We start from the raw sequence: 22,269 nt of genomic DNA on the forward strand, positions 1-22,269 counted from the left end.
ATTCGCAACCTTCATTACCCGCCCAACCAGCCCCGCACGCAATAGCCCACCAGCGACAGTGAGTATCGGTAGGCTAAGAAACCATGAGTAGTGTTTTTAGCAAAATTATCGCTGGCGAACTACCAGGTCGGTTTGTCTATCGCGATGATGAGGTCGTCGCTTTTTTAACCATCGAACCGCTCGCCTACGGCCACACCTTGGTGGTTCCTGTCGCTGAGGTCGACCGGTGGACCGATTTGGCCCCCGACGTGTGGCTCAAGCTCAATGACGTCGCGCAACGCGTCGGCCAGGCCGTGATTTCGGCGTTTTCCAGCCCCCGCGCGGGATACATCATCGCCGGTTTCGACGTGCCCCACACCCATATCCACGTGTTCCCGACCTCGCAGATGTCCGACTACGATTTCAGCAACGCCATGGCAATGTCCGCCACCGACCCGGCATTGATGGACGAAGCGGCCGCTAAAATACGCGCCGCGTTAAACACCGACGACGCCGGGTTTAGCCGCGGCTAACACCTAGTGCCGCTCGTTACTTTATTGCCAAGCCGGGGGACGTTTCCTGTCTCTCGGCCACCGCAACCTGCCGAAACCCCGGTGGTATTCATCCACGGCGCGATCGCCTCACCGGGGAATTTCGCCGCGCCCGCCGCTGCACTCATCGACCGGGGCGTGCCGGTGTTCGCCCCGGCCTACGGTAATCGGGGGACGAATCGGCTCGACCAGTCCCTTCCTGAGCTCCTGACCACCATCGATACTTACGTCAACCAGCATGGGCTTTCCCGCATTGCGATCGTGGGACATTCCGCTGGCGGCCTGCTGGGGCTCCGCATCGCCTGCGCCCGACCAACACTAGTAACAACATTGGTGGGGCTGGGCGCGTGTTTTCGCGGCATCCCCTACCCCACCGCCTCCGCTTTTCGACGCCGCCTAGTCACCTCCATCACCGCCGCAGTCGCTGGCCCGGTTTTCCGCGACCTTTTCCAGCCAGAATTACTACCAGTCACGCTTCCCCCAACCACCCGCATCGTCTCGATAGTCTCCGACGCTGACCGGTATGTGCCCACCGAATAACCGGCGTGCGCCACGAACTCCTGCCCCAACTCACCGACCCGGTCCTCGTCGCCTTGAATCTCTAACCGCACCCCGCCCTTCCCCTGTGTGCTGCGAACATTGCAATTACAACCGCAAAAACCACCCCAATTCCTCAACAACGCAGCACACAACGTCTACCCCGCAACCAGCAATAATCCACTCTTCACGTGTGTGCTGCGATCGGTGCGTGTGGTGCGTCGAAAAGCAACCCTCAAATCAGCTTTCGCAGCACACAACAACCTACCCCGCAACCAGCAATAACCCACTCTTCACGTGTGTGCTGCGAACTTGCCTTGGCGCACTCCGAAAAAGGGACCCGTCTTTCACACGCGCAGCACAGGCAAATAGCGGTGCTAGCTGGCGCGTTTGGGCAGCCGCAGGGTGAAGGTGGTCCCTTCGCCTAGTGTCGTATCAACGGTGACGGTCCCGTTGTGGGATTCCACGATGGATTTCACGATGGCAAGGCCCAAGCCGGAGCCGCCGGTTGCCCGGGTGCGGGAGGTGTCGGCCCGGTAGAACCTTTCGAAGATGTGGGCGGCGTCCTCTTCGGACATGCCGATTCCGTTGTCGATGACGTCTAAGATCACTTCCGTTTCGGAGGTGTCCACGACGACCTTAACGTCGGCTTCCTCACCGCCGTGTTTGAGCGCATTGACCACCAGATTGGTAAGCACTTGGTGGAGCCGGGCGGCATCGCCGGTGACGGTGGGGGCTTCGGCGGCGTTATTCACCACGTCGATGTGGCGATCCGGGTACGCGCCGCGCAACGACCTGGTGACCGCCAACCCGACTTCCAGCATGTCCACTGGGGCTTGTTCGAAGCGGGCTTCTTCGCAGCGGGTGAGGCTTAATAGATCCTCGACAAGCAACCCCATTCGGCCCGCTTCTTCCTCGATTTTCTCAATGACCATGCCGACGTTGTCGGTGGCGCCGGAACGATAAAGCTCAGCGTATCCTTTAAGGCTGGTCAGGGGGGTTCGCAGCTCGTGGGAAGCGTCGCCGACGAATCTTCGCATTTGGGTTTCTTTGGCTTGCAACTCCACGATGAGGCTTTGGAGCTGTTCCAGCATCACGTTGATCGACCGGGATAGTGCGCCGACTTCCGTGTTTTCCGGCAGCACGGGGGCGCGACGGTCAAGGTCGCCGGTGGCGATGGCTTTTGCGGTTTCCTCAACCGCGCGCAGTGGCCGCAGAGTATGGCGGATAATGAAGTAGCTGACCACCCCGATGAGCAGCACCACGATCAGACCGATGATAAGTTGCCCCATTGCCAGCCTGCGCAGCAGCAAATGCTCGTGGTCGATGCGTTTGCCCACCACGATGATGGAGTCTTTGTAGGTATCGGCCACCACCCGCCATTGGCTCGATGATTGCTTCGGGTCAATGCTGGTGATGATTTGCGGTTCGGTGGTGAAATACACCTGCCTGATGTCGGGTAAATCGGGGCCACCGCCGCCTGCATTGATGGCGGTGTAGCTGCCGTCGGCGTAGTGCCGGTAGACGAAAAACTCTGAGGGTAAAACGAAGTCTTTGGCGAAGTCCTCTTGAAAAAGTTCGTCTTGTTTTGCCCAGGTGTTCAGGCCTTTTTGCAGTTCTTCGTCCACCCGCGAAAAGGTCACGTCGTACATGGTTTGTTGGATACCGATGGCGCTGGCCAAAAGTCCCATCGCAGCGACGATGACGGTGACGAAAACCAACCCGGATCTCAGCGGCAGCCCGGCGCGGTGTTCCCGGGGGGCTCGGGTTACGCCTTTTCGCCGCTTCTCTGGTGCGGGTTCGGCTGTATCGGAGATGGTGCTCACAGGCGGTGACGCTTTCTGGTTTGCGGGGAGGTGCGATGGTTAGGAGCGGGGTTTGCGCAGAACATAGCCGACACCACGGACGGTGTGGATGAGGGGGACGTCGCCGGTGTCGATTTTGCGCCGCAGGTAGGAGATGTAGGATTCGACGACGTTTCCGTCGCCGCCGAAGTCGTAGTGCCACACGTTGTCGAGGATTTTGGCCTTGGATAGCACCACTTCCGCGTTGAGCATGAGGTAGCGCAGGAGGTTGAATTCGGTGGGGGACAGTTCCACCACTTCGCCGTTTTTGGTGACTTCGTGGGTGTCGTCGTTAAGTTCGAGGTCGGCGTAGGACAGGATTGCGGAGTCGTCGGCGACTTGTTCCACTTGGGCGCCACGCCGCAGGATGACTCGCAGCCGTGTGATTACTTCTTCGAGGGAGAATGGTTTTGTTACGTAGTCGTCGGCGCCGATGGTCAGCCCGTGGATGCGGTGTTCGACGGCGTCTTTGGCGGTGAGAAAAAGAACCGGTCCGTCGAAGCCGAGTGCCCGTAGTTTCGGCAGTAATTCGAAGCCGTCCATGCCGGGCATCATGACGTCCAGGATGAATGCGTCGGGGTTGAAGTCTTTGGCTACTTCAAGTGCTTTCATTCCTGAGGTTGCGGTTGCTACTTCGAAGCCTTGAAATTTGAGGCTGACGGTGAGTAGTTCGACGATATTGGGCTCGTCGTCGACGACGAGGACACGGGTGGTATTTTCCTTCATACCTCTTATTGTTCCTTAATCCATGGGGTTGTGTGCTTTTCGACGATCCCCGAATGCGGTTGCGGCAGTTATGAGTTAAGCGGATTGTTCTGGAGGAGTACTGCTTGATCACTGGCAATAGGCTGTGAACACCATATTTTCAAACTGTAACGTTCGTTCGGTATAGTTTGCTGGCATGAGTCAATTGTCCACCACCCGCCGGTGGCTGTTTTTAGGAATCATCTCCCTCGGTCTGTTCATGATCGGTGTGGATAATTCCATCCTCTACACCGCACTTCCCACGTTGCGCAGCGAACTTCACACCAGTGAGGTCTCCGGCCTGTGGATCATCAATGCCTACCCGCTGGTTCTCGCTGGCCTGCTTCTCGGGACCGGCACCCTGGGGGATAAAATCGGCCACCGGCGCATGTTTGAAATTGGCTTAATCATCTTCGGGCTTGCCTCCTTGGGTGCGGCATTCTCCCCTACCCCGGAACTTCTCATTGCCGCACGCGCCCTGTTAGGGGCCGGTGCGGCAACCATGATGCCCGCTACGTTGGCGTTGCTTCGGTTAACGTTTACCGACATCCGGGAGCGCAACACCGCGATTGGCATTTGGGGCTCCGTTGCCACTTTAGGTGCGGCGTCCGGCCCGGTGATCGGCGGTTTCCTTTTGGAGCACTACTGGTGGGGCTCGGTGTTCTTAATCAACGTTCCCGTGGTGGCCGTAGCGTTAAGCGCAACCTTTGCGCTCGCGCCCGCTAATATCGCTCAACCCGATCGGCATTGGGATTTCCTCTCCTCATTGTGGGCGATGATCGCGATGGTCGGCATCGTGGTTTTTATCAAGGAGATCACCAATTCCGGCATCACTAGTGTGCTTGGCATCTCCGTAGCGTTGATCGTCATCGGTGGCGTTTTATTCTCCCAGCGGCAAAAACTCCTGCCCGAGCCGATCCTCAGCGTGGATGTTTTCACCAACCCGGTGTTCAGTGCGGGCGTGCTGGGAGCAGGTCTAGCTATGTTCGTCCTCGCCGGTAGCGAGCTGATGACAACCCAACGGTTCCAACTCTCCGTCGGATTCAGCCCCCTTGAAGCAGGGCTACTGACCGCAACCGCCGCCCTGGCCGCATTTCCCACCTCCATTCTGGGCGGGGCAACCCTGCACCGGGTGGGGTTTCGCCCACTAATCTCCGGTGGTTTTATCGTCATGGCAACCGGTGCCGCCATCGCCGTGTGGGGTGCACACGCGGAAGCGTTTTCCCTCTTTGTGGTGGGCATGATCGCCCTCGGCGCAGGTGGCGGGCTGGTGATGTCCGTAACCTCCACCGCCATCATCGGTTCCGCACCCGCCCGGCGCGCCGGTATGGCCTCTGCGGTGGAGGAAGTCTCCTATGAATTCGGCACGCTACTAACGGTGGCGGTTCTTGGATCCTTGCTGCCTGCCCTCTATGCCTATTTCGCCCCGGCGGAGGTTGCCGAGAACTTCGAAGCCGGCCTGAACCACCCGATCCATGCGTCGGCTGCCCATCATGCTTTTGACACCGCCTACATGGTGGTGCTTGCCATCGTGGGTGTGGTGGCGCTGGTTGCCGCCGCAGTTACGGCCGTATTATTGGCAGGAAATCCGAAGGAGCCGGAATATGCGCATGAGTAAACGAGCATTGTTGATTGAATCGGCCATTGAGATCGTCGAAAAGCACGGGCTTAACTGCCTCACTTATGAATCCCTCGCCGCCGCAACCGGCTTAAGCAAATCTGGGCTGATCTACCATTTTCCCTCCCGCGATGCACTGCTGCGCGCGATGCACGAACAGCTGGCGCACACCTGGGAGCAGGAAATGATCGCGGCCGCGGGCGGCACCGCTGAGGAGGTCGACGAACGCACCCGGGTGCGGGCAAGCTTCATCGTCATGTCCCAATCGGCAACCCTGGCGGATTTACGCCTGGCGCTTGATACGGTAGGCGACCCCACGATGCAGGAACCTTGGCTTGATGTGATGCGACGCTGGTCGGTGTCGGAAGAAACAATAGCCCACACCCCCCGACTGTATTTACTCAACGTTATCGCCGATGGGTTGTGGGTTCACGACCATGTCAACGGCTTCGTCTTAACTAAGCAGCAACGCGCCGCGTTAGTTTCCTCCGCCCTTTCGCTTTACGACGAATGTGTGCCCCCACACTAACCCACTTCAATTCTTAACTGCGCACAGATTAGAGTGTTCTTCATGACTCAATCTGTGCTGACAACACAACCCCTCACCGGTGAAGAGCTGCTTGCCCACAGCCAGCGCACTGACAAGAAAACTGTCATCGCGTGGGCACTGTGGGACATGGGTTCAGCGGCTTTCAATGCGGTACTCATCACCTTTGTGTTCTCCGTCTACCTGACGGACTCCGTCGGCACAACCATCGACTCCCGGTTTTCCCCCACCACTTGGCTCGGATTCGCCATCGGGGTGGGCGGCGTCCTGATCGCGCTGATCGCCCCCGTGGTCGGCCAACGATCCGACGCCCGCGGCACCCGCCGCCGCAGCGTGCGCCGCTGGACCGTAATCACGTTCCTCATCATGCTGGCGTTGTATTTCATCCGCAACGACGACCCCATGTACTTCTGGATCGGCATCAGCCTGCTGGCGCTTGGCTCCGTCACCTACGAGCTAGCAGAAGTCAGCTACTTTGCCATGCTCAACCAGGTATCCACCGAGGAAAACGTCGGCCGAGTCAGCGGCTTCGGCTGGGCACTCGGCTACTTCGGCGGAATCTTCCTCCTGTTGATCTGCTATTTCGGCATGATTAACAACGACGGCGGCCTATTAGGTTTAAGCACCGAAGGCGGATTCAACATCCGACTCACCGCAGTCCTTGCCGCCTTGTGGTTCCTACTGTTCGCCCTCCCCACCATGTTCCGCGTGCCGGAAGTTCTCCCCAACCCTGCTATTAAAACCGGCGGCGTCGTGGACTCCTACAAAGAACTCGTGCGCACCCTCGTTGCCTTATGGAAAAAAGACCGCTCCGCCGTGTTCTTCCTCATCTCCTCCGCAATCTTCCGCGACGGGCTAGCGGGCGTATTCACCTTCGGCGCCGTCCTCGCCGTCAGCGTCTACGGGCTCAGCCCCGGCGATGTACTCATCTTCGGCGTAGCCGCCAACCTCATCTCCGCCCTCGGCGCGGTCATCTGCGGCTACCTCGACGACCTCATCGGCCCGAAACCGGTCATCCTCGGCGCCCTCACCGCCATGGTGATCGACTGTTTCATCCTGTACTTTGTGGAGGGCCCCACCAACTTCTGGATCTTCGGACTCATCCTCACCCTCTTCGTCGGCCCCGCCCAATCATCGTCTCGCACCTACCTCTCGCGCATGGCACCAGCTGGCCACGAGGGGCAAATGTTCGGGCTGTACGCCACCACCGGCCGCGCCGTCAGCTGGATGGCACCCATCGCGTTTTCCATCTTTGCAATCCTGTTTGGCGGCGACCGCGCCGGAATCTTCGGCATCGCCCTGATTTTGCTCGCCGGTGCCGCAGTTTTGGTTTTCGTCCGCCAGCCCCACAAAGTAGACACCACAATGGTTTAAACTCACACAACTATGAAGCTGTTTCGGCGCCGAACCACCACCCCAGCAACCGCCACCATCGACGTGGCGGCCGCGCCGCCGCTCAGCCCACTCGCCCCGCTCGACCTCAACGACCACAGCGAAATCGCCGCCGTCTTGGACGTCGCCGGGCACATCGGCGAAATACTCATCTGCGCCGGTTCCACCAATTCCGACGCCGCTGAACACGTCAAAGCAATCACCGAATCCTTCGGCCTGTGGGACTGTCACGTCGACCTCACCCACAGCCGCATCCGACTCTTCGCCCGAGTTGACAATAATCCGCGCGACCCCGTCAACGTCATCCGGGTCATCCCCGCCCAGGCCCAAGATTTTAAAAAACTCCGCCAAGTTGATTCCCTCATCCGCGACATTCACACCGGGCACGCCTCACTTGCCGACGCCCAACGACGCCTCCATGCCATCAGCAACGCTGAAGCGTCGATAAGCTTAACCGGGGTCATTACCGCCTGGGCCTGCATGGGCGGCGCGGTATCCGTGCTGCTCGGTGGCGACCTTGCGGTATCCCTGCTATCCATGCTGGCTGCCGCCGCCATCATCGCGCTCGGCGCACTCCTGGGGCGACTCCGGTTGCCGGTGTTTTTCCAAAACGTCGCCGGTGGCATCTTCGCGGCGGTGCTGGCCGCCCTGGCGTACCACATCGGCACTGATTACGGGCTGATCCTGCGCCCCAGCATGGTCATCGGCACCTCCATCGTTGCCATGCTGGCCGGGCTCACACTCGTGCAGGCCATCCAAAACGGAGTCACCTTCGCGCCGGTGACCGGCAACGCCCGATTTTTCGACACGATCATCATCACCTGCGGAATCGTCGCCGGGGTCGGCATCGGCATCGAATTATCCAATGCTTTAAACATGCCGCTACCACCCATGGAAACCGTCGCGGTCCCCAACTTCGCATCCAACTCCATCCGGGTGCTCGGCGGCGCACTCGCCTCCGCCGCCTTCGCCCGCGCCTGCTACGCCGAATGGCCATCCGTCGCGGTCTCGGGGCTCACCGCCTTGGCTGGCTCCAGCCTCTACTACTTCGCCCTGCAACCAACCGTGCTTGATGGCATTTCCGCAATAGCCGTCACCGCCGTCTTCATCGGCTTACTCGGTGGCCTGCTGGCGCGCCGGTTCCATATCCCGCCGCTGATCGTCACAATTGCTGGGGTCACCCCACTTCTTCCCGGCCTGGCAATCTACCGGGGCATGTATGGTGTGTTGCACGACCAAGTACTGGTCGGCTTCGCCAATCTCACGCTGGCGCTGGCCACCGCGACTGCGCTTTCGGCTGGCGTGGTGTTTGGCGAGTGGATCGCCCGAAAGATCCGCCGCCCCCGCGGCCTGGCCAGCTACAAGCAACTCGCCCGCATCATGGGCAGCTCCTCTGGATTCTTCAACTGACACCACCCCATCTGCGTTTTCTCCTGTTGGCGAACTTTTTCAGAGATTTGCGCTGCGGTGTGCTTAGGTGTGCTGCAGTGTGCTGCGAAACCTGCGTGAGCGGCGTCGAAAAGCACCCCGCAAAACTGACTTCGCAGCACACAGCCAACAGCCGAAAAACCCAACGCCACCCGGAGATACGGAACCTAATCGGTGTGCTGCGAACTTAGATTTTCTCCCTTGGTTATCCGGCCTAAAAAACAGGGATCGCAGCACTCAGCTAACCAGGGAAACCGCATCAAGATGTGTGTGCTGCGAAACCTGCGTGAGAGGCGTCGAAAAGCACCCCGTGGAACCAACTTCGCAGCACACAAGTAATGCAAGTTCACGCGGCAAAAGATGGGACTGGCAACGGTGTGCTGCGAAACCTATGTGAGGGGCACCGAAAAGCACCCGTGGACGCAAGGATCGCAGCACACATGGAGGGAGCCAGGGCTCGAGGAATTTGTTGGGTGAGAAAGGAAAATGGCCACAAGCGTTACGCCTGCGACCATTTGTTTTATGAGCTGGAGACGAGACTTGAACTCGCAACCTACGGTTTACAAGACCGTTGCGCTACCGATTGCGCCACTCCAGCACATGCAAGAAACATGTGTTTAATGCACGTGGAGAATAGTACTAAAACTCCGCGCATAATCCAATTGGGAACAATCCGGGCTTATGCGGTGCGGTATGTGTGCAGGTTGTGCTGAGACGGTAATGTGTTGCAGAAGCAATGACAAACCCCTGGCGCGATGATTGGTGTGTGCGGTGAAAACACTAAGAGACCTGCTGCGGCAATGGAATATCTGGCCCCAGCACCACGGCCGGATAGCAACCATCGACGCGGTGAAAGCAGCACCACCGCCGTCCCCACTGGCGCCGGTCGACCTGACCAGCCCGGAACAAGTGGCCGGTGTGATGGATGTCGCCGCGCGCATTGGGGATATTTTGTTATCGTCTGGTACCGCCAATAGGGATACGGTTGCCCAGATCCAAGCGGTGGCCTCAGCCTACGGCTTGCACTATGCGCACGTGGACATCACGTTGAATACGATCACGATTTTCAGCACGGTGGGAACGGAGAAGAAAACTCCGGTAAGCGTGTTTCGGGTGGTCAGCCACATGCGGACGGATTTCTCCAAGTTAAGCGAGGTGGACCGCCTTATCCGCTCCATCCAAGCGGGTGCCACGCCGCCGGAATTGGCGGAGAAGATTTTAGATGGTTTGTACCGCTCGCCAGCAACCTATGGTTTCAAAACATCGCTGGTGGGTTGGGGTGTATTCGCGGCGGCGGTGTCGGTGATGCTCGGCGGTGGCCTGTTGGTGGCGTTGGTGTCGTTCATCATCGGCATAGCGATCATTGTGTGCAATACGTTGCTGAGTAAGCATCGCCTGCCGCCGTTTTTCCAAAACATTTTCGGCGGTTTCATCGCAACGGTCCCAGCCAGCATGGTGTTTAGCTGGGCAACCAAGGCGGGGATCGTGATCGCACCGTCGCATATCATTGCGGCGGGGATCGTGGTGATGCTGGCCGGTTTGACCCTGGTGCAGTCGTTACAGGACGGGATTACCGGCGCGCCGGTTACTGCCAGCGCCAGGTTCTTCGAAACACTGCTGTTAACCAGCGCCATTGTTGCCGGGGTGGGTATCGGGATTCAGGTGTCGGGTTTGCTGGGCATGACGCTGCCGCCGTTGGAGCCGGTGCTATTGTCCCCGAATTTCTCCACTTCGACGGTGCGGGTGGCTGCGGGCGTGGTGGCGTCGATAAGCTTCGCGGTAGCCTGCTACGCGGAAGTTTCGTCGGTGATCGTCGCGGGGTTCACGGCGGGGGTCGGCGCGGGGATATATTATCTGGTGCTGCTGCCGACCAATATGTCTGTGATTACGGCGACGGCGATCGCGGCGACGGTCATCGGTTTCGCGGGTGGTTTGCTGGCGCGGCGTTATCTGATTCCGCCGCTGATGACGGCAATCAGCGGCATTACCCCGCTGCTGCCGGGGCTGGCGATCTACCGGGGCATGTACGCGGCGCTTAATGAGCAGATGCTGGTGGGGTTTACCAACATGGCGGTGGCGTTGTCGATCGCCTCGGCGCTCGCAGCCGGGGTGGTGTTGGGCGAATGGTTGGCCCGATTGCTCAGGCGTCCGCCGCGGCTTAACTTCTACCGCGCTTTTCGACGCCCATAGCATCCGCGTTTGTTCCCATGTGGGCCAAAATAGCGTAGAATTATGGATTTGCACCGTTATTGTATTCTTCGTGTTTAAAGGAGGCGACCTTGCCACCAAAGGTCACTGACACCCGTACCCCCGCCGAATCATTGCACGCTGTAGAGGCGGAAACCGCAGCGGCAGCCCGCCGCGTTGTGGCATCGTATGCGGAGGATTTCTTTGACGGCGTCACCCTGATGTGCATGCTGGGAGTCGAACCAGAGGGTTTGTCGTACCGGAAAGTCTCGGCGGAGCATGAAGAAGCCACCGCACCGAAGAAGACCGCCAAGAAGGCCAAAAAGACCACTAAGAAGTCGACGGCAAAAAAGACCACCAAGAAAACCACTAAGAAGACTACGAAAAAAGCAACCAAGGCCGCCAAGAAAGCTTAAATAAGGTAATAACACCGTGAATACTTCCGCCGTCGAAAGTGATTACACCACCAACGATTTCGTGGTGGTGGCTAATCGACTTCCGGTGGATTTAACCATCGACGCAGATGGAAATCACACCTGGACCCCCAGCCCCGGCGGTTTGGTCACCGCGCTAAGCCCCGTTTTGGAACAACACCGCGGATGCTGGGTTGGCTGGCCGGGAACCATCGGCGACGCACCCGAGCCGTTTCGCACCGAAACCGGCGTGCTACTACACCCGGTCACCTTAAGCGAGGCGGACTTCGAGGGATTCTATGAGGGTTTTTCCAATGCGACGTTATGGCCGCTGTACCACGACCTCATCGTTCACCCCCGCTACCACCGGGAATGGTGGGAAGCATACCGGGAGGTAAACCAAAAATTCGCCGTTGAGGTTTCCACAGTGGCCGCCGAAGGTGCCACTGTATGGATTCAGGATTACCAGCTGCAATTATTGCCCGGCATTTTGCAGCAAATCCGCCCCGACCTCACCATTGGGTTCTTCCTTCACATTCCGTTCCCCGCCCCCGATCTATTCCGGCAACTTCCCTGGCGGGAAGAGCTGCTGCGGGGTGTGTTAGGGGCGGATCTTATCGGCTTCCACTTGGAATCCAACGCCCGAAACTTCCTCGACGTGGCCGAGCAACTATCCGGAAGCTCGGTATCCGGCACCGTGTCGGTCAGGGACGTAACCGCCTTTATCACCACCTCCGACGGCCGTCGCGTGGGGGTCGGCGCGTTTCCTATCTCCATCGACCCCAGCCCATTTTTAAATAAAGACATCGATATTGCTGCGGTGCGTGCGGAATTGGACAACCCAGACCTGCTGATTCTGGGTGTGGACCGGCTCGATTACACCAAGGGCATACTGCAACGGTTACGTGCGTTGGAAGAACTCCACGAGTTAGAGGCCATCGACACCAATACGGTATTCCTCCAGATCGCCACCCCATCGCGGGAACGCATCGATCACTACCAAGAAACCCGGCGCGAAGTAGAAGAAGCAGTCGGAAGGATCAACGGACGGTTCGGCAAATTAGGCAAACCTGTGGTCAGCTACCACCACGTGGCGGTGCCGAAGTCGCGGCTGGTTGAGCTTTATAGCGCGGCGGATGTCATGCTGGTCACCCCTTACAAAGACGGCATGAACTTGGTGGCGAAGGAATACGTGGCCTGCCACTCAGATGGATCAGGTGCCATTGTGTTAAGTGAATTTGCCGGCGCGGCGGAAGAGCTACAGCAGGCGTATCTGTGCAATCCGTTTGATATTGAGTCGGTGAAGCGACAGATCCTCCACGCGATTCGCGCGTTGGAAGCCGACCCGGATACTGCCCGCAGCCGCATGTTGCAGCTGCACGACCAGGTGATTAGTCACGACGTCAACGTGTGGGCGGATGCGTTTTTGGAATGCCTGTATTCGGCAGGCGATGCGGACAATGGAGATGCGGATGCGTAACAAGCTTCGGGCAGTTGGCGCTATAGGGTTATGCGTGGCGGTTTTGGCTGGTTGCGGTGTTGAAAGCCCGCTGAGCAATACCTCCTGGCAGGTGGCTGACGTTTATACCTCGCCGGAGTATCCGTCAACGGTGCCGGATTCCATCGCCGGGCTGGTCAGCATCAATTTTGGCAATACCACCATCAGTGGTTTCACCGGGTGTGTGCCGTTGCAGGGGATCGTGAGTTTTTACCAAGATGCCAGCGAGAAATCCAGCGCGCCGGGCGATCCGGCGACCGAGGTAAAGGCGGATATTTTACGGGTCGACAGCATCGAGTTTGATGAGGTCAACGAGGAAAATTGTTCCGGCCATGCCCGGTTTATCCATGATGCGATGGTGGAGTTTTTTAAGGCCAGCGAATACAGCGTGACCAAACCGTCGGATCATGAGGTGGTGCTCACGGTACGCAGCAGCGACCCGCAGGCGCAGTTCCTGGAGCAACCTGCGGTACGGCTGGTCAGCTCGCAATCGTAACGGGTACGGTTAGGCTATGACCTTCCGCACCGATGAGCTTTATCCCCTGGCCACCACCGATTACCTGCTGGTTGTTTCGGATTTCGATGGAACCCTCGCCGGGTTTTCCACCGACATGTACGACGTTCCGATTAATCAGGGCGCGGTGGCTGCGCTACGAAGCTTGACGACGCTCCCGCGCACCGAGGTGGCGATTCTATCGGGTCGGCACATCGAAGGGTTGCGCACCGTATCGGGTTTTGACGACGAGTTTATTTTGGCGGGCTCCCACGGGGCGGAATCGACTATCGGGACGGCGGAATTAACCGATGCGCAGCGCGAAGCCCTTGAGCTGGTAACGCAGCAGTTTGAAGAGTTGGCGAAGGACGTCGACGGGGCGTTTGTGGAATACAAGCCCTATCACCGGGTGCTGCACGTCATTGCCGCTAAAGATAAAGAACAAGCCCAGGCGATTTACGATAAGGCGTGCGAGGTTTCACTTCCGGGGGTGCACCTGAAACCGGGGAAATTCATCGTGGAGGCTTCCGTCTCCACCGTGACAAAGGGCAGCTGGATAGCCGCCGCCCGAAAGGAACTACGCCCTTCCGGCATCGTCTTCATCGGCGACGATGCTACCGACGAAGACGGTTTTGCGGTATTGGCGGGCACGGATCTGTCGGTGAAAGTTGGCCCCGGCACGACCCACGCCCGGGTACGGGTTGACGATATTCCGGCCGTAGCTGAGTTTCTAGCCGAGCTGGTGCGCCTGCGCCGCACTCACCTGGGTTTAGGTGGGGCGACGGTCGAACCGGAGTGAAATTCCACCGGCAATAGGGTGCGTTCGGGGTAATCCTCACCGGCGATAATCCGCGCCAGCACCCGCCCTGCGCAGGCCCCCTTTTCCTTATTGGGTTGGATGACGGTCGTGAGGTCACGCAATAGGGCTTCCGTGATGCCGTCGAAACCGGTGACGGATAAGTCTTGTGGAACCCGCAGCCCCTGAGCCGTCGCAAAGTTAAGCACCCCAAGCGCCATCGTGTCTGTGGTGCACAAAATGGCGGTGAGGTCTGGGTGGGCTTCCAATAATTCCCGCGCCGCCGCCACGTTATTTTCCGGGTTATTGATGTGACGTTCGATGATCGGCACCGATTCCGGCTCGATTCCAGCCTGGGCAAACACCGCCAATGCGCCGCGCACCCGCGCCTGCTGGACGTGGTGTTGCGCATTGTCGAGCCGCTCCGGGCTGACGTGCCCATTATTGGCCTCGGGCGAAAGCCTAATACACAGAATGCCAATGCGGCGGTGACCTGCATCAACAAGCGCCTGGGCGGCGGGGGCTATGGCGGAATAATCATCAATGCCGACGAACGGGAACCGGGTGTCGGTGGCGGGCTGATCGCACACGACTGTGGGCAGCCCCCGGGTGTAGGCCGCCTCCAGATAGGGATCATTGTGGGCAACCGAATAGACGACGAAGCCGTCCACCACCGCGGAATTAACCAATTGCAGCGCCGCCGCCGGATTAACATTGGTCGGCCCGGCTGGCACCAGGGTGAGGGTGTTCTGGGAGCCTATCGACGCCTCCGCCATGCCCGCGAGGAAATCCACCGATGCCATGTCCTCGAATGCATAGGTCAAATGTTCCGTAAGAAGCACCCCGATGCTGCCGACCTTGCGCATACGAAGCGAACGCGCCGCCGGATCGGGCCCTGGGTATCCCATCCGTTCCGCGGTTTCTAAAATGCGTTCGCGTAACGTTGCGGACAGCTGCTCTGGGTGGTTATAGGCGTTGGAAACGGTGGTGCGCGAAATCCCCAGCTCTTCTGCTAGCGACGCCAAGGATGTCTTGCGGGAATTGCGTTTCGGCATGCCCGTCACCCTAGCCGAATGGCCGGATAAAATCTGTCGTTTCACGCTCATCGGCTAGCTTTTTCATTAAATTTTCAATTGACAACGGTTCCCTATAACTGGATCATTGCAGATATGGCTTCGTTAACAACTTTCAAAAAGTCAATGTCAGCACTGGTATTCGCCAGTTCCGCATTCGTGGTTGCCGCTTGCTCCGGCACCGACAGCACCCCTGGCACCACGACGACCGACCAATCCGCCGCAACAACTGCGGATATTTCCATCGTCGCCTCCACCTCCATTTGGGGCGACGTGGCCCAAACGGTCGCCGATTCCACCGGTGAAGCCGACAAGATTTCGGTGACCTCCATTATTCAGGGCAACACCGTGGACCCACACCACTTTGAACCCACCGCCCAGGACATCGCCCGCGCGAAGGAAGCAGACATCGTCGTGGTAGGCGGGGGCGGCTACGACGCCTGGCTCTACGAATCCGTGGATAAGGACAAGGTCGTCCACGCCCTCGATCTGACCGCGCACGACCACGACCACGGTCACGATCATGAACATGGGCATGACCACGGAACCGAGGAACAGCACGATCACAGCCATGACCACGGCGAGCACGGCCACGATCACACGCACAACCACGATCACGGGCATAAGGAATGGCCGGGCATCGAATCCAATGAACACATCTGGTACGACACCATCGCGGTATCCGATGTGGCGAAGGAAATAGCAAAGCGGATTAATACCTCAAATAAGACCAAACCCGCCGATGCGAAAGACTTCGTCACCCAACTCGCCGCTCTGCATGAGCGAGTGCACCACCTGCCGGAGGTGACCGTGGCCCAGACTGAACCAATCGCGGATCACCTGCTGTCCCACAGCCCGATGACTGAGGTAACCCCCGCAGACTACCGCACCGCCACCTTGGCGGAACGCGAACCAGCTGCCAGCGAGGTAGCGGCGTTCATGGAGCTCATCGACTCCGGCAAGCTGGATGTTTTAGTCTACAACCCGCAGACCAAGACCGATGTCACCGAACGGATTCGGGCAGCAGCCGAGCACAAAGGCATTGCGGTGGTGGAGGTTTATGAAACCCCTGCTGAGGGTGAATCGGTGATCGACTTCATCACCGAGGCCATCGACCGGGTGGAGGAAGCAGCGAAGAAGGCAGCAAAAAACTAGTGTCTTGTTTGCTCAGCATCCGTGACGCCGCCATCGACCCGCTATGGTCGGGGCTAAATCTTGATATTCACCCAGGCGATTTTATTGCCGTCCTAGGGCCCAATGGGGTGGGGAAATCCACCCTGCTCCACGCGATCCTCGGCACGCGGGACTTAAGCGCGGGTTCCATTTCGGTTTCCGGCCGGATTGGGTATATCCCCCAACAGCGCATGTTCCCGGAGGATTTGCCGCTTCGGGCTAAGGATTTGGTGTCGTTGTCGCTGGAGCACCGAGTATTCCGGCGGCGTAGGTCCGGTGCGCTGCGGGGTGACGTCGAAAAGCTCCTGGAGTATGTCGGCGCCACCGGAATTGCGAACCGTCGGGTCGGCACGCTCTCGGGCGGGCAGCAGCAATTGGTGCGCCAAGCTCAAGCGCTGGCGAACGACCCGGAATTATTGCTCTGCGATGAGCCGCTGCTGAGCCTCGATATGGGCATGCAGCAACGCATGGTCGACGTGCTGGCCAAACGCCAGGCGGCTAAGAATACCGCCGTTTTGTTTGTCACCCACAGCATTAATCCGGTGCTGCAACACGTCACCCGAGTTTTGTATTTCGGGCCGAATGGGCACACCATCGGTGCCGTGTCGGATGTTATGAATTCTCAGACCCTCTCGGCGCTCTACGGGGCGAAGGTTGAAGTGGTTCGGGTGGGCGACCGATTGGTGGTTGTGTAGGTGAATACATCATCCTTTTTCTCAGACACCCAGTATTTGCTCGGGGTGGATTTCGTCCAACAATCGCTCATCGCGGCGGCGTTGCTTGGGGTGCTATCGGGGGTTATCGCGCCCCTGATCGTGCTGCGGCAAATGTCGTTTTCGGTCCACGCCACGTCGGAACTGGCGTTGATGGGGGCGGCCGCCGCGCTGCTGTTTAGTTTTAATATCAGCATCGGCGCAGTGTTGGGCGCGGTCGTCGCCGCAGTGGTGTTGGGGCTATTAGGGCTCAAACAGCAAGACAGCGCAGTCGGGGTTGTTATGAGCTTCGGCTTGGGGCTGTCGGTGCTGTTTATCCACCTCTACCCCGGCAATTCCAATTCCGCGTTTTCGTTGCTCACCGGGCAGATCGTCGGGGTGCGCTCCACCTCGGTATGGATTCTGGCCGGGGTTACGGTCCTGGTGGTCGGCATCATAGCGGTGTTATGGCGGCCCCTGCTGTTTGCCTCCGCCGACCCGGTGCTTGCCGCCGCCGCTGGCATTAACGTGCGCGGCTACGCCCTGCTTTTCGCGGTTTTGGTGGGCTTAAGCGCCTCCCAGTCGGTGCAGATTGTCGGCGCGTTGCTGGTCATGGCGCTTCTGATCACCCCGGGCGCTGCGGCGGTGCAAGTCACCAATTCGCCCGGAATGGCCGTGGTGCTGTCGCTGATATTCGCATTAGTGTCTGCGGTTGGCGGTTTAGTGTTGTCTTTAGCGCCCGGTTTGCCGGTATCTGTCTTGGTAACCACCATCAGCTTCGGCATTTACCTTGTGTGCCGGTTTATCGGCTGGCGCCGTCTAAAACGCGCAACCAAGGACGAAGTTGCGGCCAACCGGATTGCGGAATATAGCTAATAGTCATGGCATTTCACATGCGGGATTTCCGCACCACCGCAGGTGTTACTCGTCGCTACGGGATCGTTTCACCAGCCCACCCCAGCGGCGAGGTTTTTCTCTGGTTACACGGCTCCATGCAGTCCACCCCGGTCACCCGCCGCTTCACCCGCTCGCTTTTCGACGCCTACACCACAGCCGGGGTCACCGTCCTCTACCCGGAAGGGGTGGCACGACACTGGAATGACGGGCGGGTGCACTTAAAAGAAAAGACCCGGGAATTAGAAACCGACGACGTGGGATTCCTCACCGAACTAGTCGGCTCATTCCAACCCACCCGGGTACTAGCAGCAGGATTCTCCAACGGCGGACACATGATCTTTCGGCTCCTCCATGAAGCCCCCGGTCTGCTATCCAAAGCAGCCGTGATCGCGGCGACCCAACCAGTGGCAGACAATTTCTTGCCCACCGCCACCAACTGGGTGGCCACCGACCTCCTTATCATGCACGGCACCGCCGACCCATCTCGCCTTTCGACGGCGGGATTGTCGGACTCACCCGCGACATAACATCGCGCGGTTTAGTACTCTCCGCCCCCGAAACCGTGGCATATTACGCAGACCGCAACGGCTCCCCCGACTCGATCACCTTCCACCCGCTCAGCGGCGTCGGCCACGTGGTGCCCGGCCCGGACTGCATCACCTCACCGCTTCTGGGCCCCGCCTGCACCCAGGTTCACGCGGCCAAAATTATCGCCGAGTTTTTCGGGTTCGCGTACACATAGGCCCATTCGGGTTTTAGGAACCCCTCCGCGATCGTCATGGCTTAAAATCCGGTTGTATCCGCCCGCGCCTTCTCCACATTGCGCTGAATAACCTGCCACAACGCATCAAAAGACTCGGCGATAAGAACCTCTTCCTCAACCTCCAAATCAACACACACCAACGCCCCTGGCGGATACATCGGGTGAGTAAGATTCAACAGAATCGGAGTATGAATCTCACCATCCGCTTCACCCACGAAGAACCCCCATTGGGGCATCTCCCAGGATTCCATCAGTGGTAGACACAACTTGTCCAAGCTATGGTCATCGTATTCATCAGTCGGCTGGCCATTGCCATACAAAGTTTTAACCATGCAGCCAAGCTCATCATCTTCACGAATCCGATTGATTCCGCCGCGAATCAATCCCCCACCGCACCCCATAACAATCTGGCGATACGTCTCCGGCAGCACACACCCAATCCGACGCTCAATCTCCGCAAGCCGCACCGAATCACACGGCTTACCAGTACGAATAAAAACATCATCCCATGAAAATTTCTCGGTCACGCAGGGGCCTTTCATAGATGCTAATTATGGCTAAAAAGAACTACTGTTCTCTATTCAACAAACAAGACGACAGCAGCAATTGTACTGACCCCCCACTCACCTATGGCCGCAATTCAAGCGCGGCAACAGATATAAAGAAGAAAAGCTGAATCGCTTCGATGTCACGTTCTTCCCGAAACTTACGCGTAGCTTCCATGAACCGATCCACCGTAGTGATCGACTCATCCGTTGAACTGTCATAAACCTCAAACCGACCATCAGCAAACACATAGCCCATCACCGCATCAAGCGCTTCCAACCACTGGTCTTTATTAGTCTGCATTTCGGGCCAGTAAACATCCACGTGTGGCCACAGATACAACCAGCCCATAAGATTTCTTGACCACTGATTGCGCAAGTCAGCCCACAAACAGTCATCAAGAAAACGCTCAATAACCTGCGGTGAATCAAACGAACCAGGTGCAAAATACGCAGGCGAATTCCGGTGTGATTCTATCCCCGGGTTGAAATATGTCACCTGGCACCAATAATCATCCAGAACCTGTCTAACATCTGTGGCTAAAACAATAGGGGCATCGGTCCGCCATATTTGTTCTCCGTTTTCGAACCGAAGTTGATTTTCAAAAGTCCGGTTCCAATCCTGAACAAACTGGGCAGAATCATCAAGCACAATGCCATCAACTGTTATGAATGGTTCATCCCAGCGGAGAGTCATTTCAGTTATTCTGCCGTTGACAATTGTCCACCGGGATTCAGGATAATTCCACGTATCTGATCTATTGGGCATAACCAGCACATGATCAATTTCTTGAGTAAACACCCGTTTAACATCAAAACTCGCGTCGACTTCAAAGCGAGAAAAATCTATGTCACCGAAATCCAGCGACAGAAGGAAACTCGGGTCAAACGAGATGGTTGAAGGCATATAGTTTCTTCCGTGAACAAGGGATTAAGCGACTAGCGACACCCGTAGGTTCTTCGCCACCTCTACCCAATCAGCTGTTTGGATCAACGCGGTTGCCGCTTCAGGTGAACCCACCAACTTACCGGTACGACCATCCGTCACAGTAAACCTACCGTCGGCGTAAATGAAACCAACCACCGCCAACAACACCTCTTGCTGCTGCCCAACATCATCGGCTATTTCCGGCCACACCTTTGTAATTTGCGGCCACGCCAACCCCACCTCATACAACGACTGCGGCATGCCTGTTGCCAACTGTCCCCACACGCAGTCCTCCAAATACCGTTCCACCATAGCCGGGTCATCCCACTCACCAGAGCGGAAATAGCGCGGATCACGGCGGTTCGACTCCACCTCAGGATTAAACCACGTCACAGTATTACGCGGCCACTGCGGATCAATACCCACACTTCCAGTCACCGACACGGAATTATCCGCATTCCACACCTGCTTATCAGCCTCAGCACGAAAATCCCCACCAAATCTCTCATTCCACTGCGAAACAAACTGGACAGGTTCAACAACATCAAACCCATCAATCCACGAAAAAGTCTCATCATCTCTCACCCCAAAGTCTCTGCCTCCCCCGATTGTCTCCCACCGCAGCGCCACATCAAGCACACGATTACCCGCAAGCCGCCACCTAAGCTGCGGCGACAACCACCACAACTCCGCAACCCGCTCTGTCACCAACACATACTCAACCCCACCCGACACAAACCGCGTCACCCGGAAATAAGGATCATCCTCAAAACGAGCAAAACCAGGAACAAATAGCGACGAATCCACTTGCAACGTCGGAAAGAAAATAGCATCAATAGTCATGTGTAATTTCCTCAATCTATGGTTGCAGTTGTAAAGCGGTCGGGTAACCGAATATACATAATTTAATTCCCTCGATATCACCAGACTCGATATATGATCGCGTCCCTTCGGTGAATTGTTCCAACGTGGTCCACGTCTCATCGGTGTCCACATTATAAAGTTCAAACCGACCATCAGCATAAATAAACCCGACCACCGCAAGTAATGCTTCTAACCATTGCTGATCATCCGAAGCTATATCCGGCCACCTGACACGAACACCAGGCCACCCACACACCCAGGGCCCCAACGACACCGACCATAATCGCCGGAGATCATCCCACAACCACTCATCCAAATACCACTGCACAATCCTCGGATCATCAAATTCACCAGGCGGAAAATTCTCCACCGAACGCTTCGGCGACGGTACAGCAGGATTAAACCACGTCACAGTATCCCAAACCTGCGACGAAATGGTCGGCCGACTATTCGTCAGTACAACCGAGTAATCCGCATTCCAAATCTGATTACCACCTTCAACGTGCAAATCACCATCGAATCTGTCATTCCATGCGTCCACAAACTCGTCAGCATCAGTCAATGCGACCCCATCAATAGCCGAAAAATGTGTTTCCCACCGCAACGAAATCTCCAACACCACACCATCAACAATGGTGAACCGCAACTCAGGGTAAAACCCAGGAATCTTATCGTCCTCCTCCATCACCAGGACATACTCAACCCCAGCCCACTCCATACGCACAGTGTAAAAATACGGATCATTCTCGAATCGAGAAACCCCTGTATCAAACAACGAAATATCAGCATGGAACGTCGGAAAGAAAAGCGAATCAATAGCCATATTTATCCTTAATGATTTTTGACATGCAGTTTAAATTTTTCTGTTACTGTACCGTTGATTTTTCGGAAAATATCTAGGGTTACGCCCCCGGATCGGCTACCAGAGCGGCGCTGAACTTCAGCCTCATCCGACATTTTAAAATAATGTATTTCAAATTTGCTGCTGCCTGGACGAGGTAGAATTTCATGTCCTTGCTTTAATGTTTTCCAAGCTTCTTCCACAATTTCTTCATTTGCTACCTCGAAAACCTTATATCGATTTGCGTCCTTCCCTCCATGTATGGATTTGAGATATTCCAATGCATCATCACAGGAATCGAATGGTTTGGATGCTTTTGGACATCCTTGGAGCCCGTAGTAGTCGATGAGAACGGTTGGGTTGGTGACGTAGCCTTGGGGTGTTGCTATGTTCGGGCTTATCCCGAGTGGGTCTTGGGCGTTATAGATTCCGGCTTCTGGTTGGTAGTACCGGTACCGGTTATACA

Annotated in this window: 24 protein-coding genes and 1 tRNA gene; 16 read left to right on the forward strand and 9 right to left on the reverse strand. The window is 57.3% G+C overall.

The features are described 5' to 3' along the window. The first annotated feature begins 83 nt into the window (after window positions 1-83). Together Q4D85_RS11790 and Q4D85_RS11795 are read left to right on the forward strand one after the other, a co-directional pair. Window positions 84-512, forward strand: a complete 429-nt coding sequence (locus Q4D85_RS11790) for an HIT family protein (RefSeq protein WP_303200658.1) — start codon at window positions 84-86, stop codon at window positions 510-512. Between the two features lie 6 nt (window positions 513-518). Continuing rightward, complete coding sequence (locus Q4D85_RS11795; RefSeq protein WP_303200659.1) at window positions 519-1,070, forward strand: triacylglycerol lipase; 552 nt, start codon at window positions 519-521, stop codon at window positions 1,068-1,070. 374 nt (window positions 1,071-1,444) lie between these two features. Here Q4D85_RS11795 and Q4D85_RS11800 read toward each other — a convergent pair whose 3' ends face one another. Together Q4D85_RS11800 and Q4D85_RS11805 are read right to left on the reverse strand one after the other, a co-directional pair. Continuing rightward, on the reverse strand, window positions 1,445-2,893 hold the full coding sequence (locus tag Q4D85_RS11800) for a cell wall metabolism sensor histidine kinase WalK (protein WP_303200661.1): 1,449 nt from the start codon (window positions 2,891-2,893) through the stop codon (window positions 1,445-1,447). Between the two features lie 39 nt (window positions 2,894-2,932). Then, entirely contained in the window at window positions 2,933-3,637 is a 705-nt protein-coding gene (locus Q4D85_RS11805; protein ID WP_303200662.1) for a response regulator transcription factor, read from the reverse strand. Between the two features lie 175 nt (window positions 3,638-3,812). Here Q4D85_RS11805 and Q4D85_RS11810 point away from each other — a divergent pair, with 175 nt between their 5' ends. From Q4D85_RS11810 to Q4D85_RS11825, 4 genes are read left to right on the forward strand one after another with little or no spacing between them, the layout of a single operon-like run. Next, window positions 3,813-5,273 carry an MFS transporter gene (locus Q4D85_RS11810; protein ID WP_303200663.1) on the forward strand — a complete coding sequence of 487 codons (1,461 nt, stop codon included), beginning with the start codon at window positions 3,813-3,815 and terminating at the stop codon, window positions 5,271-5,273. Next, complete coding sequence (locus Q4D85_RS11815) at window positions 5,266-5,802, forward strand: TetR/AcrR family transcriptional regulator (RefSeq protein ID WP_303200664.1); 537 nt, start codon at window positions 5,266-5,268, stop codon at window positions 5,800-5,802. Before Q4D85_RS11810 ends, Q4D85_RS11815 begins: the two co-directional genes overlap by 8 nt. A 42-nt stretch (window positions 5,803-5,844) precedes the next feature. Continuing rightward, complete coding sequence (locus Q4D85_RS11820) at window positions 5,845-7,194, forward strand: MFS transporter (RefSeq protein WP_303200666.1); 1,350 nt, start codon at window positions 5,845-5,847, stop codon at window positions 7,192-7,194. Window positions 7,195-7,206: 12 nt separating this feature from the next. Next, window positions 7,207-8,622: a threonine/serine exporter ThrE family protein gene (locus tag Q4D85_RS11825; RefSeq protein ID WP_303200667.1), complete on the forward strand. Its 1,416-nt coding sequence runs from the start codon at window positions 7,207-7,209 to the stop codon at window positions 8,620-8,622. A 543-nt stretch (window positions 8,623-9,165) separates the two neighbouring features. Here the strand turns inward: Q4D85_RS11825 and Q4D85_RS11830 are convergent. Continuing rightward, window positions 9,166-9,238, reverse strand: a tRNA-Thr gene (locus Q4D85_RS11830). Between the two features lie 173 nt (window positions 9,239-9,411). On the opposite strand from Q4D85_RS11830, the gene Q4D85_RS11835 reads away from it, so the two are divergent. From Q4D85_RS11835 to otsB, 5 genes are all read left to right on the forward strand, one after another. Beyond that, entirely contained in the window at window positions 9,412-10,830 is a 1,419-nt protein-coding gene (locus Q4D85_RS11835; RefSeq protein ID WP_303200669.1) for a threonine/serine exporter ThrE family protein, read from the forward strand. A gap of 89 nt (window positions 10,831-10,919) precedes the next feature. After that, window positions 10,920-11,243: a hypothetical protein gene (locus Q4D85_RS11840; protein ID WP_303200671.1), complete on the forward strand. Its 324-nt coding sequence runs from the start codon at window positions 10,920-10,922 to the stop codon at window positions 11,241-11,243. A gap of 16 nt (window positions 11,244-11,259) precedes the next feature. Next, window positions 11,260-12,720, forward strand: coding sequence for a trehalose-6-phosphate synthase (locus tag Q4D85_RS11845; RefSeq protein ID WP_303200673.1), 1,461 nt, complete (start codon window positions 11,260-11,262; stop codon window positions 12,718-12,720). Further along, window positions 12,713-13,234, forward strand: a complete 522-nt coding sequence (locus Q4D85_RS11850; protein ID WP_303200674.1) for a hypothetical protein — start codon at window positions 12,713-12,715, stop codon at window positions 13,232-13,234. Before Q4D85_RS11845 ends, Q4D85_RS11850 begins: the two co-directional genes overlap by 8 nt. Before the next feature lie 16 nt (window positions 13,235-13,250). Then, window positions 13,251-14,030: a trehalose-phosphatase gene (gene otsB, locus Q4D85_RS11855; protein ID WP_303200675.1), complete on the forward strand. Its 780-nt coding sequence runs from the start codon at window positions 13,251-13,253 to the stop codon at window positions 14,028-14,030. Here the strand turns inward: otsB and Q4D85_RS11860 are convergent. Continuing rightward, on the reverse strand, window positions 13,991-15,082 hold the full coding sequence (locus Q4D85_RS11860) for a substrate-binding domain-containing protein (RefSeq protein ID WP_303200691.1): 1,092 nt from the start codon (window positions 15,080-15,082) through the stop codon (window positions 13,991-13,993). The genes otsB and Q4D85_RS11860 overlap by 40 nt on opposite strands. A gap of 114 nt (window positions 15,083-15,196) precedes the next feature. On the opposite strand from Q4D85_RS11860, the gene Q4D85_RS11865 reads away from it, so the two are divergent. From Q4D85_RS11865 to Q4D85_RS11885, 5 genes are read left to right on the forward strand one after another with little or no spacing between them, the layout of a single operon-like run. After that, on the forward strand, window positions 15,197-16,255 hold the full coding sequence (locus Q4D85_RS11865) for a metal ABC transporter solute-binding protein, Zn/Mn family (protein WP_303200676.1): 1,059 nt from the start codon (window positions 15,197-15,199) through the stop codon (window positions 16,253-16,255). Then, entirely contained in the window at window positions 16,255-16,968 is a 714-nt protein-coding gene (locus tag Q4D85_RS11870; protein WP_303200677.1) for a metal ABC transporter ATP-binding protein, read from the forward strand. The genes Q4D85_RS11865 and Q4D85_RS11870 overlap by 1 nt, the downstream gene beginning before the upstream one ends. Next, window positions 16,969-17,841 carry a metal ABC transporter permease gene (locus tag Q4D85_RS11875; RefSeq protein ID WP_303200678.1) on the forward strand — a complete coding sequence of 291 codons (873 nt, stop codon included), beginning with the start codon at window positions 16,969-16,971 and terminating at the stop codon, window positions 17,839-17,841. Between the two features lie 5 nt (window positions 17,842-17,846). Further along, a complete protein-coding gene (locus tag Q4D85_RS11880; RefSeq protein WP_303200679.1) occupies window positions 17,847-18,389 on the forward strand; it encodes a hypothetical protein in 543 nt (180 codons plus the stop codon). A gap of 35 nt (window positions 18,390-18,424) precedes the next feature. Then, window positions 18,425-18,604 carry a hypothetical protein gene (locus tag Q4D85_RS11885; RefSeq protein ID WP_303200680.1) on the forward strand — a complete coding sequence of 60 codons (180 nt, stop codon included), beginning with the start codon at window positions 18,425-18,427 and terminating at the stop codon, window positions 18,602-18,604. Window positions 18,605-18,645: 41 nt separating this feature from the next. Here Q4D85_RS11885 and Q4D85_RS11890 read toward each other — a convergent pair whose 3' ends face one another. The 5 genes from Q4D85_RS11890 to Q4D85_RS11910 all read right to left on the reverse strand — a co-directional run. Then, the gene (locus Q4D85_RS11890) at window positions 18,646-19,152 is read right to left on the reverse strand and encodes an SMI1/KNR4 family protein (protein WP_303200681.1); all 507 of its coding nucleotides are present in this window, start codon (window positions 19,150-19,152) and stop codon (window positions 18,646-18,648) included. Between the two features lie 100 nt (window positions 19,153-19,252). Further along, on the reverse strand, window positions 19,253-20,077 hold the full coding sequence (locus Q4D85_RS11895; RefSeq protein WP_303200682.1) for a hypothetical protein: 825 nt from the start codon (window positions 20,075-20,077) through the stop codon (window positions 19,253-19,255). Between the two features lie 24 nt (window positions 20,078-20,101). After that, window positions 20,102-20,941 carry a hypothetical protein gene (locus Q4D85_RS11900; RefSeq protein ID WP_303200684.1) on the reverse strand — a complete coding sequence of 280 codons (840 nt, stop codon included), beginning with the start codon at window positions 20,939-20,941 and terminating at the stop codon, window positions 20,102-20,104. 16 nt (window positions 20,942-20,957) lie between these two features. Then, window positions 20,958-21,785 carry a hypothetical protein gene (locus Q4D85_RS11905; RefSeq protein WP_303200686.1) on the reverse strand — a complete coding sequence of 276 codons (828 nt, stop codon included), beginning with the start codon at window positions 21,783-21,785 and terminating at the stop codon, window positions 20,958-20,960. A gap of 8 nt (window positions 21,786-21,793) precedes the next feature. Then, on the reverse strand, window positions 21,794-22,269 hold a 476-nt coding region (locus Q4D85_RS11910), incomplete at its 5' end, for a hypothetical protein (RefSeq protein ID WP_303200688.1).

Source organism: Corynebacterium sp. (genome assembly GCF_030532965.1).
Taxonomy (GTDB): domain Bacteria; phylum Actinomycetota; class Actinomycetes; order Mycobacteriales; family Mycobacteriaceae; genus Corynebacterium.

Bases quoted from the DNA above. Each gene is read 5' to 3' on its own strand.
- Q4D85_RS11790 (WP_303200658.1), top strand. From the start codon at position 84: ATGAGTAGTGTTTTTAGCAAAATTATCGCTGGCGAACTACCAGGTCGG.
- Q4D85_RS11805 (WP_303200662.1), bottom strand. From the start codon at position 3,637: ATGAAGGAAAATACCACCCGTGTCCTCGTCGTCGACGACGAGCCCAAT.
- Q4D85_RS11810 (WP_303200663.1), top strand. From the start codon at position 3,813: ATGAGTCAATTGTCCACCACCCGCCGGTGGCTGTTTTTAGGAATCATC.
- Q4D85_RS11815 (WP_303200664.1), top strand. From the start codon at position 5,266: ATGAGTAAACGAGCATTGTTGATTGAATCGGCCATTGAGATCGTCGAA.
- Q4D85_RS11820 (WP_303200666.1), top strand. From the start codon at position 5,845: ATGACTCAATCTGTGCTGACAACACAACCCCTCACCGGTGAAGAGCTG.
- Q4D85_RS11825 (WP_303200667.1), top strand. From the start codon at position 7,207: ATGAAGCTGTTTCGGCGCCGAACCACCACCCCAGCAACCGCCACCATC.
- Q4D85_RS11850 (WP_303200674.1), top strand. From the start codon at position 12,713: ATGCGTAACAAGCTTCGGGCAGTTGGCGCTATAGGGTTATGCGTGGCG.
- otsB (WP_303200675.1), top strand. From the start codon at position 13,251: ATGACCTTCCGCACCGATGAGCTTTATCCCCTGGCCACCACCGATTAC.
- Q4D85_RS11860 (WP_303200691.1), bottom strand. From the start codon at position 15,082: ATGCCGAAACGCAATTCCCGCAAGACATCCTTGGCGTCGCTAGCAGAA.
- Q4D85_RS11865 (WP_303200676.1), top strand. From the start codon at position 15,197: ATGGCTTCGTTAACAACTTTCAAAAAGTCAATGTCAGCACTGGTATTC.
- Q4D85_RS11880 (WP_303200679.1), top strand. From the start codon at position 17,847: ATGGCATTTCACATGCGGGATTTCCGCACCACCGCAGGTGTTACTCGT.
- Q4D85_RS11895 (WP_303200682.1), bottom strand. From the start codon at position 20,077: ATGCCTTCAACCATCTCGTTTGACCCGAGTTTCCTTCTGTCGCTGGAT.
- Q4D85_RS11900 (WP_303200684.1), bottom strand. From the start codon at position 20,941: ATGACTATTGATGCTATTTTCTTTCCGACGTTGCAAGTGGATTCGTCG.
- Q4D85_RS11905 (WP_303200686.1), bottom strand. From the start codon at position 21,785: ATGGCTATTGATTCGCTTTTCTTTCCGACGTTCCATGCTGATATTTCG.